This is a genomic window from Granulicella sp. L56, assembly GCF_009765835.1.
Classification (GTDB): Bacteria; Acidobacteriota; Terriglobia; order Terriglobales; family Acidobacteriaceae; genus Edaphobacter.
Genome location: NZ_LMUS01000006.1, coordinates 2,605,124 through 2,622,659, shown reverse-complemented (window position 1 = coordinate 2,622,659; position 17,536 = coordinate 2,605,124). Strand labels below are relative to the sequence as shown.

Below are 17,536 nucleotides of genomic sequence, written 5' to 3'. Positions count from 1 at the left end.
GCGTGGTCGAGATCCCCAACATGCAGCAACTGCTCCGCTACATCTGCGAGAACGGCTTCGAACACCACGTCGCCGCCAACTTCGCCACCGTCGCATCCCCCATCCAGGAAGCCGCCACCAAATACCTCGGCTGGCCCATGCACAGACACCAGTAGGACTGATTATGACTAACGCTGTACGGACCTGTTTAAAATAGTGGACAAGCAAAGACGAAATACAGGGGTCTCTCCACTGCGCTTCGCTCCGGTCGAGATGACGTGTTTTGTGGAGAGGGCGGGAGAACAATAAGAACGAAGGGCCGGTTCCCTTGTCATTCTAAACAGGTTCGAAAGGAGTATCGATGAGGCAGAAAAGCAGACGAGGGTTGTCGTACTTAGCCGCCGCAACATTGTTCCTTGCAGTCTCCGTCTCAGCTCTCGCGCAAAAGGCGCTTACGCTCACCGGAGATGCGCCCGGCACGCACGACCCTTCCACCATCAAAGAGGGCAACACCTGGTACGTCTTCGCTACTGGCAAAGCGCCCGACGGTGGCCAGTTTGCAGTTCGCTGCTCCAACGATCTGCATCAGTGGAAGGCCTGCGGCCAGGTCTTCGGTACCATCCCTGCATGGATTCACCAGCGCAGCCCCGGCACCGAAGAGTTATGGGCGCCCGACATCTCCTTTGTCAACGGCGAGTACCGGCTCTATTACGCCTACTCTCTTTTCGGCAAAAATACCTCGGGCATCGCACTCGCCACCAACAAGACACTCGACTTCGCCAGCCCTGACTATCGCTGGGTCGATCAAGGCCTCATCCTCGAATCGAAAGCCGCCGACAACTTCAACGCCATCGATCCCAACTTCGTCCGCGACGAGCACGGCCACGACTGGCTTGCGTTCGGCAGCTTCTGGGACGGCATCAAGATGCGCCGCCTCGACGACAAGACCGGCAAGCTCTCCACCTCAGACACTCGCCTCTACTCACTCGCGCGCCGCGCCAAGCCTGCGAATCCCGAACCTGCGCCGCCAAATCTGCCAGCGAACTGGGAGGCAGTCGAGGCCCCCTTCATCGTCCATCACAATCACTACTACTACCTCTTCACCTCGTGGGACCTCTGCTGCCGCGGCACGAAGAGCACCTATAAAACCATGGTGGGCCGCGCAAAATCCGTCACCGGCCCTTACCTCGATAAGACCGGCAAGCCACTTACCGAAGGCGGCGGCACGGAGCTGCTCATCGCAAATGCTCGCTGGCTAGGGCCCGGCGGCGAAAGCATATTGATGGATCCCAAGGGCGACGACCTCATCGTCTTCCACGCCTACGATGCTAAGACGGGTAAGCCCTCTATGCAGCTTTCAACCATCGACTGGACAGGCGACTGGCCACATGCGCAGCTAGGCCAATAGTGGCTACGCCTTCATGCTGGCGGCTTTGTAGCTTTCCACGCTGAGCCGCACGCCCTCGGCATACGAGGTCTTGTGCACGTCTCCTAACAATGCGATTAGCGCAGCGTCGTCCATCAGCACCGGTGTCGTCTGCAGATAGTGCACCTCCACCAGCTCCTTCATGATGGGCTGGAACAATCCGATCAACCGCAGCCCCAGCTTCCCCACCACGCGAATCTTCGGCTTACGCCCTACCAGCGCGAACGCCTGCTCCGCCATCGGCCGCTGCGTGGTCACGCCTGCTCCGGCAAGGTTCCACCATCGCCCATATGCCTCTGGCTTCTCCGCCAGCGCGAGGACCACCGCTCCCACATCGGGCACGAACACAAACTCATGTGGAGTGTCGATCGGCCCCACCATGTCTGCCGTCTTTCCATTCGCTACGGCTTTGAACATGCCATCGAGAAGGCTGCTCTCCACGCCCGGCCCGTAGAAGTCCGGAAGCCGCAGCACGGTCGCTTCTATCTCTCCGGCGGCGTGTGCTGCAAGCAGCATGTCCTCCTGCTCCTTGCGCATCTTGCCTTTGTACGTCGGCGGGTTGCGCGGATGTTGCTCGCTCACCTTCTCTGTCACCGGCACGCCATAGGGATACACCGTGCCGATCAGTACCACACGCTTCACACCCTCTGCAATCGCTCCATCGAGCGTCTGTCGCATCGTCAGCGGGTGCAGTTCGAAGTGGTTATACGGCACTCCTACCAGATAGATCAGCGTATCCACGCTTCGCGCCGCTGCTCGCACCGAAGCCGCATCTGCCGGGTCCCAGGTCACGATCTCCGCGTTCGGATCGGAACCAAAGGTCTCTGCCAGCCGCTCCCGGTTGCGGCCTACGACACGGTAAGGCTCCCCTTTCGCTCGAAGCGCATCGGCAATACTCTGCCCAATGGCTCCTGCCGCTCCAAACAAAGCAATTTTTTCCATTCGCTCTCCTCGTCCTTCGTCGATGCTCGATGTTTTCAGTGGAAGAAGATACTCGATACAAAAAATCTACTGGATCGACCCACCTGCAAAGATCAACTGCGCCTCGGACGCAATTACCCGATACAGGACGAACTGCCGTGAGTTCTGCGCCCGCAGCTCGAACAGCAGGCTGGCCCGGTTGCTGGCATCGGCATCGACGACATCGACAAACTCCATCTCGGGCGTGCGGTCCATATGCGTGGCATCGGTCACAGTCTGCAATGCTGGCTTCAACTCTCCTAAATCGTCGGCCTGCGCCACCACGGTCACATATCGCAGCGCCGCTCCCGTACCTGCGGTATGCGCCATGAAGATATATGTCGCCGCACCACCGTAGCTCAGCGTATAGCCCTTCAACTGCTCGTCCAGCAAAGCCACCACAGGCGGCGCAGCGACTGCAGCCTTGTGCCGCACTTTGCCATGCACCGTTGTCTTCTTTGGCGCAACCGTCGGAGCGGCAGCAGGCACAGCCGTGCCGCCATACTGCGCCAGCTTCGCCCGCGCCATCGTTTCCATCTTCGCTAGCACCGTCGCCCGCTCTGCTGCGTCCGCCCATGGCCGCGAAAAATCATGCGGGTCACGGTCCACGGCATCCGACACCGCAACCATCTGGTGGAGATTCGACGGCATCCCCACCAGCTTCGGCAACTCGGTCTCGGTCAACGAGCCTGCTGGCCGGCCATAGTGCAGGTTGGGCCGATCAGGATCGTTATTCAACGACTCCACCGCTCCCGTCCCTGAGCTCTCCGCCTCGTCCCTGGCCTTCTTCGCCTCCGTAGGCGTGCGCCGCTTCAAGGTCGGACGATCGGGATCGTCCTCTGGATTGTTCTCGTTCGCACTCGCTGTACTTGCCGTGGTTGCGGTCGTCGTTGCGCTGCTGTCCGCATCGGGCTTCCGCCGAATCATCGTAGGCCGGTCGGAATCGTCGGGTGTCGTACTTCCGGCATCCGGCTTCGCTGACGCGCTACTATCCTTCGTCCCGTCGGCAGGAGCAGCCGTTCCATCTGCCTTGCCGAAATGAGGCCGCGAATCGTCCTTCGAGCCCACAATCACCGGCAACGTCTTGGAAGCACGTAGCGCCGGAGCTTTCTTTACCGGAGCCAGCGGCTTGAAGCTTCCATAGCCGAACCAGCCAGCGCCATCCCCATCCGCCTCTTGCAACTTACGTGCAAACTCGAGGTCCACCTGGCCGTCGCTGATTCCGGCCTTCTCCAGCTCATAGACATTGCCCGTCTCCAGCGCGAACGGCACCGGCTGCGACATATACACCCCGGCATCCTGCAGGCTCCCATTGATATAGAGCGATACCGGGATCACCCGGCTGGCCGTAGGCTTGGCCATATCTCCGGTCCACTCGTAGACCCCCACCGCCCGCACCACCTGCTGCGGCTTGGCGACCTTGTGCATCTGCCCCCACGCAGATGGGGCTGCTGCCACAGCCACGCTGCTCAACATCACACCAAGCCACAGATTCTTCATAAGCCCCATTCGCCTCGTTAGACGTTCACCCATCACTCAATGTCCCCCCACCATAACCCAATCACAGCCAAAAATACCGATTTCAAAACCAGTCAGCTCTACACAAAAACTATAGGATGGACACATTTAACCACGTCAATCTAGCTACCATACAAGCAATGTCCTCCGCGCCCCTGCTCGACGTTCACGACCTCAGCATCGCCTTCGGCAAACAGCCTGCCGTAGAGGACATCTCCTTTCATATCAATCCCGGCGAAACCCTTGGCCTTGTCGGCGAGTCCGGCTCCGGCAAATCCGCCACCTCATTGGCGATTCTCCGACTTCTTGCCCCCTCCGCGCGAGTTACGGGGAGCATTGAGTTTGCCGGTGAATCCCTGTTGGAACTCCCGGAAGCCGCCATGCGCCGTCATCGCGGCAGCAGCATCGCCATGATCTTCCAGGAGCCCATGACCGCGCTCAACCCCTCGATGCGTATCGGCGCCCAGATCGCCGAAGCTCTCCAGTCGCACCATCCAGAGATCTCCGCCAGCTCCATCAAGCAAAGAGTCCTGGATGCGATGCGCGAGGTCGGCTTGCCTGAACCCGAGCGCCGCCTGCGCGACTACCCGCACCAGTTCTCCGGCGGACAGCGTCAGCGCATCCTCATCGCCATGGCGCTCATTAACCGGCCTCGACTGCTGATCGCCGACGAGCCAACCACCGCGCTCGATGTCACCGTTCAAGCGCAGATCCTCCATCTGCTCAAAGACCTACGCCAGACCCACAACCTCTCCATGCTCTTCATCTCCCACGATCTCGCGGTCGTCTCCGAAATAGCCGATCGCGTAGCCGTCATGCAGCACGGCCAGATCGTCGAACAGGCCTCCACCGAGACCCTCTTTCGCCATCCGCAACATCCCTATACGCGCAGCCTCATCGCCGCCGCACCCACCATGCGCACCGACAGAAGCCGTCCTTTGGCATCGCCTGTAAGCGCAACATAATGAATTACTTATAAAAATGCGCCAGACCGCCAAACGATAATGCGCTAAACTACAAAGCTGGTCAACTCCGGCAAATGCGCGCTCTTATCCTCTCCGACATCCACGCGAATCTCGAAGCTCTCCATGCAGTCCTCGACGCCGCACCCGACTTCGACGCTCTGTGGAACCTCGGTGACGTGGTCGGCTATGGAGCCAGTCCCAACCAAGTCATTGATTTGATTCGGCCAAAGTCGCAACTCACCGTGCGCGGCAACCACGACCGCGTCTGTTGCGGCCTGACCTCTGCCCTCGGCTTCAATCCCGTGGCCCGCGCCGCCGCTCACTGGACCCACGACGAGCTGACGCCGGACAACCTGAATTGGCTCAAAGGTTTACCGCAGGGACCGCTCCAACCTGAACAGGCGGAAGTTACCTGCGCCCACGGCTCTCCCCTCAACGAAGACCAATACATCCTCAACATGCGCGACGCCTGGGCCCCCCTACAGCAGATGGCCACCAGCATCACCTTCTTCGGTCACACCCACATCCAAGGCGGTTTCTCGCAAAAAGGCCATGACTGGCACGAACTGCGCCCGCAGCTTCCGCGCATCAACGAGGCCTCTTCGTGGACCATGCCCATCCCTCCCGGCACTCGCCACCTCATCAATCCCGGCTCCGTGGGCCAGCCCCGCGACTGCGACTGGCGCGCCGCCTTCGCCATCTACGACTCTGAAGCGCAGGCCATCATCTTCCACCGAGTTCCTTACGACATCACCGCTTCGCAGGGTCGCATCCTGATGGCCGGACTCCCGGAGCGACTCGCCGCACGCCTCACCGAAGGACGCTAAGCCAGGCTTTGCTCCTCCAGCATGAGCGCCAGCTCTTCCCACTCCGCCAGCCGCTTCGTACGTTCGCTCCGAAGCTCTTCCAGCTCTGCCGCCGTGCGCTGCGACTCCTCCGCCGAGGTGAACACGCCCATCTTCTCCTCGGCCGCCGCAATTGCTTCTTCGAGCCGCGGAATCTCCTCTTCCGCAAACCGCAGCTTATCTTCCAACTGCCTCAGCTTGATCGGGTTCAACCGTTTCACCGCAGCTTGGGGAGTCTCCACAGCCTTTGGAGCCTCAACCACGGCCACCGGCTCCGGCTCCCGCGTTATCGAGGCAATCACCTTCTCGGGGCCTCCCTGCTTGCGCCAGAGGTAGTCCTCGTAGTTGCCGGGATAGATGTGCACGCGCTTGTCCTCAACCTCGAAGACCCGCGTCGCCAGCCCATCGATGAAGTAGCGGTCATGCGAGACAAACAACACCGTTCCGGTAAAGTTGCGGATCGCATCGAGCAGAACGTCTTTGGCGCGTAGATCGAGGTGGTTGGTTGGCTCGTCGAGCAGCAGCATGTTCGCAGGCGAAACCAGCATCTTCGCCATGGCGTAGCGGTTCCGCTCGCCGCCTGAGAGTACACCTAACGGCTTGAAGACATCTTCTCCCGAAAACATGAAACAGCCCAGCAGACTGCGAAGCTCCACCACGGGAACCTTCGGCGCGATGCCTGCGATGTCGTCCAGCATCTTCGCCTTCGGGTCGAGCACCTTGTACTGGTCCTGCGCAAAGTAGTCGGCCAGCACATTGTGGCCCAGCTTGATCTCTCCGCTGGTCGGCGGCTCGAGGCCAGCCAGCATCCGAATCAGCGTCGACTTCCCTGCTCCGTTCGCGCCGACCAGCGCGATACGGTCGCCGCGGTCGATGGTGAAGCTCACATCTTCAAGCACATGCTTCGGCTCATAGTGCTTGCTCATATGAGAGACGTCGATCACCGTCCGTCCCGACGCCGGTGGCTGGGGAATGGTGAAGTGAATGGTCGCCTCTTCCTCCGGCACCTCGATCCGCTCGATCTTCTCCAACTCCTTGATGCGCGACTGCACCTGCTTCGCCTTGGTCGCCTGCGCGCGAAAGCGATTGATGAAGGCTTCCAACGCCTCGATGCGGTCGCGCTGATTTTTAAACGCGGACATCAACTGGGTACGGCGCTCTTCCTTTTGCGTCAGGTACTTCTCGTAGTTGCCGTGGTAGGTCTGCATCCGCTTGTTCCAGAGCTCGACCGTCTTGTTGACGGTGACGTCGAGAAAGTAGCGGTCATGCGAGATGAGGATAAACGCGTTCGGATAATCGTGGAGATAGTTCTCCAGCCAGTTGCGCGACTCAAGGTCAAGATGGTTGGTGGGCTCGTCCAGCAACAGCAGCGACGGCTTCTGCAACAGCAGCTTGGCCAGCGCGATGCGCATCTGCCAGCCGCCGGAAAATTCCTCGGTCTTGCGCTCCCAGTCTTCCTTGGTGAAGCCGAGGCCGCCCAGAACCGCTCCCACCTGCGAATCCAACGTGTAGATATCGTGAACGTGGAGGTGATCGGCGATGTCGGAGTAGCGATCGGCAGCAGCGGCATATTCCTTCGACTTGGGGTCGGCTTCGGAGAGCGTATGCGTGAGCGCTGTCGATTCCGCCTCCATCGCGTGGAGATGGTCGAAGACGGAGAGGCACTCGGCAAAGACGGTCTTGCCGCGCAGAGCGAGGCCATCCTGCGGCAGATAGCCAAGTGTCATGCCTTTGACGCGGGTGAGCGTGCCATAGTCGAGCGTCTCTACGCCAGCCAGAATCTTCAACAGCGTCGATTTGCCGGTGCCGTTGCCGCCCACCAGGCCAGTGCGCTCGTCTGGCGTAATCAGCCAGTTGGCGTCTTCAAAGAGTAGTTTGGGGCCGAATCTTTTACCGGCAGCGGAAAGTTGGAGCATCTGTCTCTATTTTCGCATTGATAACGCGGCATACCGTATCTTCGCCGAATCATGTTGTCCGCTCTGCTGCCACCGTATTGGGTGCGACGAACCCGGCGGACGGCAACGCGGTCATATAGCCCGCGTATACCTTCTCAAAGACGGCATCCCAACTGCATCCCAGAGCATACGTTCGAGCATTGTGGCGCATGGTTTGCAGCAGGGATCGATTCTGCATGAGCCTTGCGATGGCAGACGGAAAGGCTTCATCTGCGGCGATAAATCCCGTCTCTCCCTCGCGCACGATGAACTTCGGGCCGCCGTCGCCGGTTACGACCGCCGGCACACCGCTGGCCAGAGCCTCCAGCACGACGTTGCCGAAGGTATCGGTGTGCGAAGGAAAGACCAGTACGTCCATGTCGGCATACGCTTGCGCCAGCTCCGCACCTCGCAGCACTCCAGCAAAGTCAGCCCGCGTCAACGCCGCCCGGAGCGATGCCTCTTCGCTGCCGTGGCCCACGATCACGAAGCGAGCCCCGGCGAGTCCCATGGCGGTTAGCTCGCGCTCCACCCGTATCAGCAACGCCACATTTTTCTCGATGGACAACCGCCCGACGTAGCCAAGGAGAAAGTTGCCATCGTTCTCCGCACGACTCCGCCGCGATGGCGAGAACAGCTCGGTATCGACGCCCCGCTGCATCAGATGGCATGGTCTTCCCGTAGCCTTCTCCAGCAGCTTGCAGAGTTCGTCGTTGGGCGCGAACAATATCTTCGCCAGCCGGTAGAAGCGCGACGTCACATGCAGCGCACCGGCCTCGATGCTTCGCTCTGTTGCTAGCCCTTGCCTCTCCGACAGATATTGCGTCAGCCAGTTCATGCGCCGCCCGGCGTACTCGTGGACATTGGTATGCCACGATGCGGCGAGCGGAATATTCAGCCTCCACGCGAAGTAAGCGCCCAACATGCCCAGCTCGCTCGGCCCGGTGATGTGGATCACATCCGGTTGAAAGCGTTCCAGCTCGCGGCGAATCGCACTGGCATGACGCCAGAACAGCGCGTCGAACGCGAGATCTTTTTCAAGACCGACCGACGCCCAGCCGCGGCTCAGCTCTAGCGTTCGCAGCTCGCCTGCCTGCTCGAAGGCCTGAGTTCTGCCGCCTGCGCGAACGCAGAGGAACGGCAGATTCTGTCGCTCCGCAAACGCCACGAAGTTACGGCTGGTATGCGCAACTCCATTGACCTCATGGAACGAATCGGGAAAGTAGGCAACACGCGGCACACGCATCGCTCTCAGACTAACGCTCAGGCGTCGAGCTTCGCCAGAGCGGCGCGCATCTCTCCTGCATCGTTCCATGCCATCCGCAGGCCGCCGGAGAGCGGTGCCGCGCCCATCAGCCGTACCGCGCTCAGCACGCTGCGAAGGTAGAGGGGAGCGTGTCCCGTCGTCCACAGCTCGGAGAGGGGCTGCATCACGCCCCGGCTGTCGGGATGATAGACACGTTGGTCCCAGCGGCGAGAGCCCTCGGGAAAGTGTGGGTAATCGCGAATCGCATCCAGCGTAGATTGCAGGATCCTGTGCTTCCACGGCTCCGCATACTGCGGCATGAAGAGCACGTGGCTCTCTCGCTCGCGCCTCACCTCGTGGACGAACTCGGTAAAGCTGGCAGCGCGGGTCAGGTTGATGTTCGCGTTGGGCTCGATGCCGTGCCGGTCGCCGCCGCTGATGACCAGTTGGTTCCACTTTTGGGCCAGCTCGGATACCTCGCGGTTCTCCTTCCAGTCACGAAGGCCGTTCAGCTCGAGGGCATGGATGTACTGTCCGTTGACCGCAAGAAACTCGTTGACCAGCACGTTGTGCCGCTCGTTGCCGATGCGATAGAGGTCCCAGATGGGATGGTTGAAGACGATCAGCACGCCCGGCAGCTCGTCGAGCTCAGCCAACATCTCCTTCAGCAGATTGGGCTGGCGCGTCTCGACCGGAGTCGCGGTTAAGGCCTTCAGCCTCTCCATCCACTGTGCTCCCGTGGCGCTGGGCAGGTTGTGGATGCCAAGATGAAATGCCGTCTTTCCAAAGGGCACCGTCCACTCCACCGACACGGGGATGTGGCGCGAGGATGGCACAGACCTTAGCAGCATCGGCGCCTGGATGTCGTCGTGGTCGGTGAGCGAGACCAGGCCCGGCATCTGCAGGCGGTCCTCGATCTGGCTGCGCTCGAGGTCAAAGGCGAGGCTGGGCGTAAGCGGCGGCGTCCAGTAGCTGCGGGCATAATCGGGCTGGATTCCCGTGAGGCGATTGCAGCGGTCTTCGCACCAGCGCATCAGGGGTTGAAGGACGCCCCAGTTCTTTGAGAGCTCGGCGATAAAGTCCAGCGTCTCCTGCGACTGATTGGTGTGGCTGTGCAGGGACACGCCTGTGGTGAAGCTCTTCGCTGCTTCGGGCTCCCGCCAAAGGTACGAGATACTCGACTGGCTCATCGGCTACCTCCCATTTAAGGCTTCCTGTCAGGAAGTATGGAGGCGCTGTGTGACGCAGCCGTGACTGCACCGAGAATGGAGCTTCAATTTTTGTAAACTCAGTAACCAGAGAGGTTACACCGGCTACTATCTTGTTTTGGTGATGTCCGGACCCAGCATCTCCTGTGCATTGGGGGCCGGTTCGTTGGGAACCTGCTGGTGCTCGCGTAGCCTCTGCTCATGCTCGTAGGCCGATTCGAGGTGGTTCTCAGTCAGCCCCTGCTTCAGGATGGCGAAGGCCTCCTCAGGCGTGTCCGCGAACTGGAACAGGTCGAGGTCGGAGACCGCAATGGCTCCCTTTTCTGCGAACGTATCCAGGTTGATGACGCTCTTCCAGTACTTCGAGCCATAGACCACGATGGTGATCTTCTTCGCCAGCTTTTTGGTCTGCGCCAGCGTCAGCAGCTCGAACATCTCGTCCAGCGTACCGAAGCCGCCGGGGAAGACAACGAGTGCCTTGGCCAGATAGGCGAACCAGTACTTGCGCATGAAGAAGTAGTGGAAGTCGAAGTTGAGGGCCGGGGTGATGTACGGGTTCGGATGCTGCTCGAAGGGGAGCTTGATGTTCAGCCCGATGGTCTTGCAGCCAGCCTCGTAGGCGCCGCGATTGGCTGCCTCCATGATTCCGGGGCCTCCGCCTGAGGTCACGACGAAGCGATGGCGAGGGCCGGGCAAGCTCTTTGCCCAGCTTGAGACGAGACCTGCCAGCTTGCGGGCATCTTCGTAGTAGGCAGCCATCTCCACGGCTGCTTCGGCGAGACGAAGCTTCAGGGCGCTGGCTTCTCCGCTTTCGATCTCCTCTGGGCGGGCGGGCTGTTCGTGCTCCGGCGCGGGCTGAGCGGAGCCTGTATTCTCCAGCAGCTCCAGTTCAGAGCTGGCCACGTCGAGGGCGCGAAAGCGGGCGGAGCCGAAGAAGACGACCGTGTCCTGGATGCGCTCGCGGCGGAAGCGGGCCATGGGCTCCTGATATTCGGCGATGATGCGCAGCATGCGACCGTCGGGCGAGTTCAGAAAATCGCTGTTTTCGTAGGCGAGGGGAGCTTGATCGAGTTCTTTGGGGATTTCCATGGGCTTATTTTTGTCCAGCCTTTGCTAATTTTTCTTTATCCCCGATAGTCGCGGTAGTGAACTGCCTCGGAGATGCCGATCCAGATGTCGAGCAGGCCGATGCCAGAGATGACGCCGCGAACGGCTCCATTGTGCAGGATGGCGGAAAGCGGCGGATGCGCCTGAATGAACAGGTTGTGGTCCCAGATCCGTGTCCACCATGGCAGCAGCATGACCAGAACGCCGAGGTAAACGCAGAACAGCACCAGTACAAAAAGCGACAGGCGTTGCAGCCAAATGGGTGCAGATCTTCTGGCTGCTTCGCCGTTGGCTTCTACCGTGGAATTTACTGGCGGTTCAGAACTCGGAAAAAGTTGTTGTTCTCCAGACATCTAACTCCCAGATTTGACAGTAGCAGAGCGTCTCCCTGTTGTCTCTTTCGAGCAGCAGGAGCGGTAGCTTCAAGGGTACCCTTTTTGATGAATCTGCTCTTTTTAATAACGAAGCTGGCCGATGTAGACCGTGTAGGGCGGAATCGTCATCGAATCGAGACTCATGGGACCCATGCCGCTGTCGGAGCGGAGGAGCGTGCGCAGGAAATTGCCCTTCAGATGGAGCTTCTGCATGTCGTCTTTGAGGGATACATGGGCCGGTTGGGCCGAGAGATTGCAGACCACCACGACCGCCGGATTCTTGAGTGAGGCGTCGGATGGCTTGCGTACCCAGGTGAGGACGTTTTGAGCGTCGTGGTCGAAGACGGTGGCGGGAGCCGAGTTGAGCGTCTGATTGCTGTGGTGGATGGCGCTGAGCTGGCGATACCAACTTAGGACCGATGCCGGGTTGGCATCCTGTGCGGCCACACTGATGGGATCGTTGGCGGGTGCGGGGTGGAGGGGCCTGCGGGCATGTTCGGGGGTTGGCGCTACGGGCGTTCCCCACTGCATGGTGGGAGCAGCAAGACCGATCTCCTGACCGAAGTAGAGGAGCGAAGAGGAGCGGTTAATGAGCAGAAGGGCGGCCAGGACTTTGCCTTGCTCGAGACCGTGCTGGGGATCGCCGAAGCGGGTAGCGCTGCGGGCAATGTCTGGACCGTCAGTGGCGAGCAGGAGAGAGTTCGGGTTGGACAGGATGGCTTCGACGGCAGGCCGGAGGGTTGCGGCATTGAATTGATTGAGCTTGGCGAGGCTGGGATCGAGCAGGAGCTGGGGCTGCTGGTGGCTGTTGGAGGGGTCGAGGTCGCCGATGACGATGCGCTCGCCGATGTAGGAGCCGGTGATCTTGCGGAGCTGGTCGGCCTGCTGGGGGTCGGCGATGCGGAAGCCGGCGAGGCCGCGGTTGAGCCAGAGGCGGGCGAGGCTGTTGAGATCGGTCCCTGCGGGTGGCGTGCCTAAGTCGAGCAGGATACGCATATTGCGCGTGCTGGCCTCTCGGCTGAGGGTGTCAAGATCGTCGAGGGTGCCGATGGCCGGGTCGAGCGATTGAGGATGGGTGGCGTCGGGCGCGATATGGGTAAGGAGGATGGCGTCGGCGCCGAGGGAGCGGATGTAGTCGAGACGCTGGTCGATGCCGTGGAGGCCCTCGGAGGTGAAGCTGTGGGGATCGATCTCGTAGATGATCGAGTGCTTCCACCATGCCTCGGATTTTTGACCGAAACCGGCCCAGCCGGGACGGGCGAGCATCTGTGCTGACGCGGAAAGAGTGACGATGCAGGCAAGCGAAAGGGCCAAAAGAGCTTTGGTTCGGGTAATCGGCATGTTAGAGAGATGCTACCGCGAGTGATTCTTCACTTCAAAAAAATCGACCTGAGTGAAAGACGGAGCTTTGCCGGAAACGGCTTGGCCGTAGCGGGGTTTTCATGGCGAAAACGAGCAACAACAATGGCCAGGGCAAAATACAGGGGTCTCTCCACTTCGCTTCGCTCCGGTCGAGATGACGTGGTTTTGAGTCTGCAATAGACCATTGCGTTGGTGTTGTGGCTATACTTCTGGCGTGAACGAGGAGGTGCCTGTGAGTGTTGCCGCTGCTGACCAGCCTTTGTACGCGATTGTGAGCGGCTCTGCGCCGGGGACGATCGACGACGTATTGCGGGTGATGCAGGAGATCGATGATCTGCTGGCCGATGGAGATGGGCTGAAGTGGTTTAACCGGTTGTACATGATGGTGACGAAGGAGGTGGACTTCAGTCCGCCGGTAGGAGGCTGGAAGGACGCCAATTGGCTGTTACGGCTGGATGTGGTCTTTGCCGGGTTTTACTTCCGGGCAGTTGCCGGGTTTCTGGAAGGGTCGGACGATACGGCCAGCTCGTGGTGTGCGCTGATGGAGGCCCGCTATGCGCCGGGGATCGACCGCATTCTCTTTGCGCTGGCGGGGATGAATGCGCACATCAACCATGATCTGGCGCTGGCACTATTGGAGACCGACCGCGAGATGAATCTGATGCCGGATGATGGAAGTCCGCAGCGGGTGGACTACGAGGCAGTGAATGGGTTGCTAAACGACGTGATGCCTGCCGCTCTGCAGATGCTGGCGGTGGGGATTCTGGGGCTGGCGGCACAGGACACCGGGAAGATTGGGCGCGTGCTGGCCTTTTGGAATATCTGCAAAGCCCGGGACTTGGCTTGGGATTTTGGAAATTCTTTGAGAGGGCTGAGTGGGGCTGCTTTGACGGTTGCGCTGGGGGCTCAAGATCAGATGACTGGAGTGGTGGGACGCGCTATTTTGCGGTGCGCCTGAGGGCTATTTGACGATCTGGAAGGTCCGGTCCCAGCGGGCGAAGTCGGCTAGGGCGTCTACCGCGCTGGAGCGGCGGTGCAGCACCAGCGCGTGGGAGGAGCGAGTCATGGCGATCTCGCTGGCTGCCGGCTGCTGTAGCGAGAAGTAGATGAGCAGGGGCTCACCTACGATGGCGTTGCGGGGAACGAAGCCCCAGTAGCGGCTGTCCTCGCTGTCGTTGCGGTTGTCGCCGAGGACGAAGTAGCTGTCGGGAGGGATGGTGAGCTCGCCGTCGTGGATCAGGGTATGCATCTTGATCCACCAGCGGGAGTCGACGTCGGGGTCGGTGCTTTGCAGGCGGGGAAAGTTGTCACGGTAGCCATCGGGAGCGCTGGGTCGGTAGACGGCATAGGGTTCGGAGAGTGGGTTGTCGTCGACGTAGACTCGGCCGTCGCGCAGCTTGATGCGGTCGCCGGGGAGGCCGACGACGCGCTTGACCAGATGCATGGTGGGGTTGACGGGATAGTGGAAGACGACGACCTCTCCCCGATGGATGCGCGGCGCGGGGAAGATCCAGCCGGAGACGCCGGGCGTGGTGATCTGCTTGTTGACCAGAAGGAAGTCGCCGACGAGGAGGGTTGGCTCCATCGAGCCGGAGGGGATGCGGAAAGGCTGAATGATGAAGGTGATAATGAAGATCGCGGTCACCATGATGGCGAACAGCGACTGTACCGCAGGCAGAATGCCTTCATTACCGTGATGCGGATGATGATGGCGAACGGGCGTAGGAACGCTGTGAATGGCAGTGCCGGGATCGGTGGACGGGTTGGAGTCGATGGCGGGTTGAGTCACTTCTATACCTCGAAGCCATCCTTAGTGGAACCTCTTACAATATCGTCCTCGATGGAGCGCTTTTCGGAGAGAAGGCGTTCAATGGCGATGCGGGCGGCCTCTTGCTGGGCCTGTTTCTTGGTGCTCCCTTCGGATTCAGCGAGTGCGATGGAGGCACCTTCACTATCTTCGATGCGAACTTCGACGCGGAAGCGTTTTTGATGGTCAGGCCCACTTTGGGCGGTGAGCACGTACTGGGGCTGACCGGCCCCGCTGGCTTGCAAGTACTCCTGCAATGCGGATTTGTGGTCGCCGATGGCTCCGCTGAAGGTGTCGCCTGCCTTGAGCGCGAGATTCAGCTCAGGTAGAGCGGGCTCGATGATGTGTTTCTCGATGAAGGCGCGCGCGGCATCGAGGCCACCGTCGAGGTAGAGCGCGGCAATGACGGCCTCGATGGCATTGGCGAGGAGGGCTGGCTTTTGACGACCGCCGCTCTGCTCTTCTCCCCGGCCGAGGAGGAGGAGATCGCCGAGGGCGATGCGGGTGGCCACCTCGCCGAGATGGCGGCGGCTGACAAGGGAGGCGCGGAGGCGGGTGAGTTCACCCTCGCGGGAGCCGGGAAAGCGGCGAAAGAGGGATTCGGCTACAGCAAGGCCAAGGATGGCGTCGCCGAGGAACTCCAACTGCTCGTTGTCGGAGCGGGGGTCGGGCGAGGTCTCGGGATTGGTCTCGTAGGCGAGAGAACGATGGGTGAGGGCCCAGGTCAGCAGGTCGGGCTGCTGGAAGCGGTGGTCGAACAGGGTCGATACCACCTGACTTGCGAGTGGACGTGCAGTCTTTTTGCGGCGCGTCGTCATGTCGTCCGTACAACCCCTGACTCCACTTTACTGGAGTTGATCGATGCTTACGAATTCGTGAACTGGCGTGGCCTACTTCTCGGGCCGGATGGAAGCCCATGTCCCAGAAGCGGGACATGGGGCACCCCGTTTTTCGTGATTATTTTGGTTATTTGGAGGCTGGGGGGCGGTAGGCGTCTTTTTCGGCTTTGCCGCTGGGGTCGATGGGGGCATCTTCGTCGGGTTCGGCCTGGTGCTGGCCGGGAGCGGCGAAGGGCTGCTTCAGTCCACTTTCGGCGGCGGCCTTGGTGTCGGGCTGGCCGTCGCGGACGGCAAGGGCGGCCTGATACTCCGCCAGCGCCTTATCGCGGTCGGGCATGACGTCGTAGAGACGCCCCAGATAAATGTGGGACCATGCTAGGGTGCGCGGGTCTTTCGACGATTTCAGGGTCTCCTGAAAGTCTCCGATGGCAACGCCGGGCTGGCGCTGCAAGAGGTCGACGCGGGCAAGGAGGTAGTGCGCCTGGGCATGGTCGCCCTGGGGATCAGCGATAACAGATTTTGCGATGGCGGAGGCGCCGTCCACATCGCCCTTGAGAAGTTTCATCTCGGCCAGTTCCAACCCTGAGAGCTGGCGGGGGGTGCGGGTAACTACGTCGTGCGTTCCCTCAGCCAGAAATTCGATCTGCTTGTCGTGGTGGGCCTCGCGATCGACATCCATGCCGTAGACCATCTCGCCGATGTCATCCTTTAAGCCAATGCCATCCTTTTCCATCTGGCCGAGCTTCCCGTAGAAATAATCGACCAGGACCCATCCCTGACGCATGGCGAGCTCGACGTGCTGCTGGCGGACGGTCTCGGCGTGGCGTTCGTAGGCGCCCATAGCATCGCTGTACCTTCCGAAGGCGGCGCGGTTGGCGTTCGCTTCGGGCTTCTGTGGTTTGGCGATGCCGACATCCATGGTGTGAATCTCAACGGACTTGATGAGGCACTCCGTCAGCAGGGCCGAGATATCGGACTTGTAGGCAAAGTCGAGCGGAGCATCCTGCACGGATTTGAGTAGAGGAACCAGCCGCTTGATGGCGGTGCCGCGGGAGTAGACGAGGGGCTCGATCTCGTAGTGCAGATAGGTGTGGCGGATCTCGTCCATGTGGACGGCTCCGAGCGGGTCTCCGGCGGGAGAGGCCACGACGATGTAGTCGCTGCCGTAGATGCGCGCATTCGTCGCTGAGGGGGCGAGCATAGGCTCCAACAGAACGAGGAAGCGGCGGCCGTCATAACTGCTGACAGGCACATGGAGATAGATGTCGGTGTTGAGCACCATGCGCGTGAGCGGATCGTGGACGATCTTGAGGAGAGCCTCGTACTGGGGCCGGTGCTCGATCCAGATGGCGTGGAGATTGATATCGGTGGCGAACGTGCGCAGCAGGGGAAGGACATTGACGACCTGCGTGGAGTCAGGAGGAAGCTGGGTCTGGTCGACGGTCGGGGTGAGCTCGGGGGGCGGAGAGAGGTAAAGCGCGAGCGAGATATATTGGGCGAGATTGAGGCCGCTGTCAGTGAGGGTATGGCTGCGGACATAGGCGCAAAGGCCGTCTCGGCTGTTGCGGGCATCGGCCGAGGTGGTGAGATCCTTATTAATCTCGTCGCGGATGGCCAGCCGGACCGGGCTCGACGCGGCGAGGTCAGCATCGTAACCGCAGACATTGAGGCCGACAGCGATATCGAAGAGCGGCTCGCTGGTCTCAAGGGTGACGGAGGCTCCGGCGGCTTCGGGCTGCGCGATGCGCGGAGGAGCGCTGGTGGATTCCTGCGCTGCATGGTCGGGGGTGCTGCTACTGCTGGAGGAAGAGGACTGCGCCTGCGCTGTTGTAACTAAAGCAAAGGCGACGCCTAGAACAGCAGCGCTTCTCAGCAACTTCAACCATGAGGCAGATAGCTGTTGGCGGGACGATGATGGAGAGAAAGATGGTGTGATTAGAAAAGACACGATAAATTCAACGCTCCC

At 60.6% G+C, this 17,536-nt stretch carries 16 protein-coding genes; 5 read left to right on the top strand and 11 right to left on the bottom strand.

Annotated elements, in window-relative coordinates; all coding sequences use genetic code 11:
• Positions 1-20: 20 nt before the first annotated feature.
• Together GSQ81_RS18705 and GSQ81_RS18700 are read left to right on the top strand one after the other, a co-directional pair.
• Positions 21-155 (top strand): hypothetical protein, encoded by a 135-nt coding sequence (locus GSQ81_RS18705; RefSeq protein ID WP_254060324.1) that lies wholly within the window; start codon positions 21-23, stop codon positions 153-155.
• Between the two features lie 185 nt (positions 156-340).
• Entirely contained in the window at positions 341-1,387 is a 1,047-nt protein-coding gene (locus GSQ81_RS18700) for an arabinan endo-1,5-alpha-L-arabinosidase (RefSeq protein WP_158912114.1), read from the top strand.
• Between the two features lie 3 nt (positions 1,388-1,390).
• Here the strand turns inward: GSQ81_RS18700 and GSQ81_RS18695 are convergent, their stop codons facing one another.
• Both GSQ81_RS18695 and GSQ81_RS18690 read right to left on the bottom strand, forming a co-directional pair.
• A complete protein-coding gene (locus GSQ81_RS18695) occupies positions 1,391-2,347 on the bottom strand; it encodes an NAD-dependent epimerase/dehydratase family protein (RefSeq protein ID WP_158912113.1) in 957 nt (318 codons plus the stop codon).
• A gap of 66 nt (positions 2,348-2,413) precedes the next feature.
• Complete coding sequence (locus GSQ81_RS18690; protein ID WP_158912112.1) at positions 2,414-3,865, bottom strand: hypothetical protein; 1,452 nt, start codon at positions 3,863-3,865, stop codon at positions 2,414-2,416.
• A gap of 158 nt (positions 3,866-4,023) precedes the next feature.
• Here GSQ81_RS18690 and GSQ81_RS18685 point away from each other — a divergent pair, with 158 nt between their 5' ends.
• Entirely contained in the window at positions 4,024-4,848 is an 825-nt protein-coding gene (locus GSQ81_RS18685) for an ABC transporter ATP-binding protein (RefSeq protein ID WP_158912111.1), read from the top strand.
• Between the two features lie 74 nt (positions 4,849-4,922).
• Positions 4,923-5,675 carry a metallophosphoesterase gene (locus tag GSQ81_RS18680; RefSeq protein ID WP_158912110.1) on the top strand — a complete coding sequence of 251 codons (753 nt, stop codon included), beginning with the start codon at positions 4,923-4,925 and terminating at the stop codon, positions 5,673-5,675.
• On the opposite strand, the gene GSQ81_RS18675 is transcribed toward GSQ81_RS18680, so the two are convergent.
• The 6 genes from GSQ81_RS18675 to GSQ81_RS18650 form a co-directional block, all read right to left on the bottom strand.
• The gene (locus GSQ81_RS18675; RefSeq protein ID WP_158912109.1) at positions 5,672-7,609 is read right to left on the bottom strand and encodes an ABC-F family ATP-binding cassette domain-containing protein; all 1,938 of its coding nucleotides are present in this window, start codon (positions 7,607-7,609) and stop codon (positions 5,672-5,674) included. The two genes, GSQ81_RS18680 and GSQ81_RS18675, sit on opposite strands and share 4 nt — an antisense overlap.
• A gap of 49 nt (positions 7,610-7,658) precedes the next feature.
• Entirely contained in the window at positions 7,659-8,873 is a 1,215-nt protein-coding gene (locus GSQ81_RS18670) for a glycosyltransferase (RefSeq protein WP_158912108.1), read from the bottom strand.
• A 17-nt stretch (positions 8,874-8,890) separates the two neighbouring features.
• Entirely contained in the window at positions 8,891-10,063 is a 1,173-nt protein-coding gene (locus GSQ81_RS18665; protein WP_174237977.1) for a PHP domain-containing protein, read from the bottom strand.
• 126 nt (positions 10,064-10,189) lie between these two features.
• On the bottom strand, positions 10,190-11,170 hold the full coding sequence (locus tag GSQ81_RS18660; RefSeq protein ID WP_158912107.1) for a TIGR00730 family Rossman fold protein: 981 nt from the start codon (positions 11,168-11,170) through the stop codon (positions 10,190-10,192).
• Positions 11,171-11,205: 35 nt separating this feature from the next.
• Positions 11,206-11,541: a hypothetical protein gene (locus GSQ81_RS18655; protein WP_158912106.1), complete on the bottom strand. Its 336-nt coding sequence runs from the start codon at positions 11,539-11,541 to the stop codon at positions 11,206-11,208.
• Positions 11,542-11,643: 102 nt separating this feature from the next.
• A complete protein-coding gene (locus GSQ81_RS18650) occupies positions 11,644-12,903 on the bottom strand; it encodes an alpha-amylase family glycosyl hydrolase (RefSeq protein WP_158912105.1) in 1,260 nt (419 codons plus the stop codon).
• A 253-nt stretch (positions 12,904-13,156) separates the two neighbouring features.
• Between GSQ81_RS18650 and GSQ81_RS18645 the strand changes: the two genes are divergently transcribed.
• On the top strand, positions 13,157-13,882 hold the full coding sequence (locus GSQ81_RS18645) for a DUF5995 family protein (protein ID WP_254060290.1): 726 nt from the start codon (positions 13,157-13,159) through the stop codon (positions 13,880-13,882).
• Positions 13,883-13,885: 3 nt separating this feature from the next.
• Here the strand turns inward: GSQ81_RS18645 and lepB are convergent, their stop codons facing one another.
• From lepB to GSQ81_RS18630, 3 genes are all read right to left on the bottom strand, one after another.
• On the bottom strand, positions 13,886-14,713 hold the full coding sequence (gene lepB, locus GSQ81_RS18640) for a signal peptidase I (protein ID WP_254060289.1): 828 nt from the start codon (positions 14,711-14,713) through the stop codon (positions 13,886-13,888).
• A gap of 2 nt (positions 14,714-14,715) precedes the next feature.
• Complete coding sequence (gene rnc / locus GSQ81_RS18635) at positions 14,716-15,549, bottom strand: ribonuclease III (RefSeq protein WP_158912104.1); 834 nt, start codon at positions 15,547-15,549, stop codon at positions 14,716-14,718.
• 148 nt (positions 15,550-15,697) lie between these two features.
• The gene (locus tag GSQ81_RS18630) at positions 15,698-17,452 is read right to left on the bottom strand and encodes a hypothetical protein (RefSeq protein WP_158912103.1); all 1,755 of its coding nucleotides are present in this window, start codon (positions 17,450-17,452) and stop codon (positions 15,698-15,700) included.
• Positions 17,453-17,536: the final 84 nt, after the last annotated feature.

What these genes read in the sequence shown, in the direction of transcription:
- GSQ81_RS18705 (WP_254060324.1), top strand. Translation starts at nt 21, where the DNA reads ATGCAGCAACTGCTCCGCTACATCTGCGAGAACGGCTTCGAACACCAC.
- GSQ81_RS18700 (WP_158912114.1), top strand. Translation starts at nt 341, where the DNA reads ATGAGGCAGAAAAGCAGACGAGGGTTGTCGTACTTAGCCGCCGCAACA.
- GSQ81_RS18695 (WP_158912113.1), bottom strand. Translation starts at nt 2,347, where the DNA reads ATGGAAAAAATTGCTTTGTTTGGAGCGGCAGGAGCCATTGGGCAGAGT.
- GSQ81_RS18690 (WP_158912112.1), bottom strand. Translation starts at nt 3,865, where the DNA reads ATGAAGAATCTGTGGCTTGGTGTGATGTTGAGCAGCGTGGCTGTGGCA.
- GSQ81_RS18685 (WP_158912111.1), top strand. Translation starts at nt 4,024, where the DNA reads ATGTCCTCCGCGCCCCTGCTCGACGTTCACGACCTCAGCATCGCCTTC.
- GSQ81_RS18680 (WP_158912110.1), top strand. Translation starts at nt 4,923, where the DNA reads ATGCGCGCTCTTATCCTCTCCGACATCCACGCGAATCTCGAAGCTCTC.
- GSQ81_RS18675 (WP_158912109.1), bottom strand. Translation starts at nt 7,609, where the DNA reads ATGCTCCAACTTTCCGCTGCCGGTAAAAGATTCGGCCCCAAACTACTC.
- GSQ81_RS18670 (WP_158912108.1), bottom strand. Translation starts at nt 8,873, where the DNA reads ATGCGTGTGCCGCGTGTTGCCTACTTTCCCGATTCGTTCCATGAGGTC.
- GSQ81_RS18665 (WP_174237977.1), bottom strand. Translation starts at nt 10,063, where the DNA reads ATGAGCCAGTCGAGTATCTCGTACCTTTGGCGGGAGCCCGAAGCAGCG.
- GSQ81_RS18660 (WP_158912107.1), bottom strand. Translation starts at nt 11,170, where the DNA reads ATGGAAATCCCCAAAGAACTCGATCAAGCTCCCCTCGCCTACGAAAAC.
- GSQ81_RS18655 (WP_158912106.1), bottom strand. Translation starts at nt 11,541, where the DNA reads ATGTCTGGAGAACAACAACTTTTTCCGAGTTCTGAACCGCCAGTAAAT.
- GSQ81_RS18650 (WP_158912105.1), bottom strand. Translation starts at nt 12,903, where the DNA reads ATGCCGATTACCCGAACCAAAGCTCTTTTGGCCCTTTCGCTTGCCTGC.
- rnc (WP_158912104.1), bottom strand. Translation starts at nt 15,549, where the DNA reads ATGACGACGCGCCGCAAAAAGACTGCACGTCCACTCGCAAGTCAGGTG.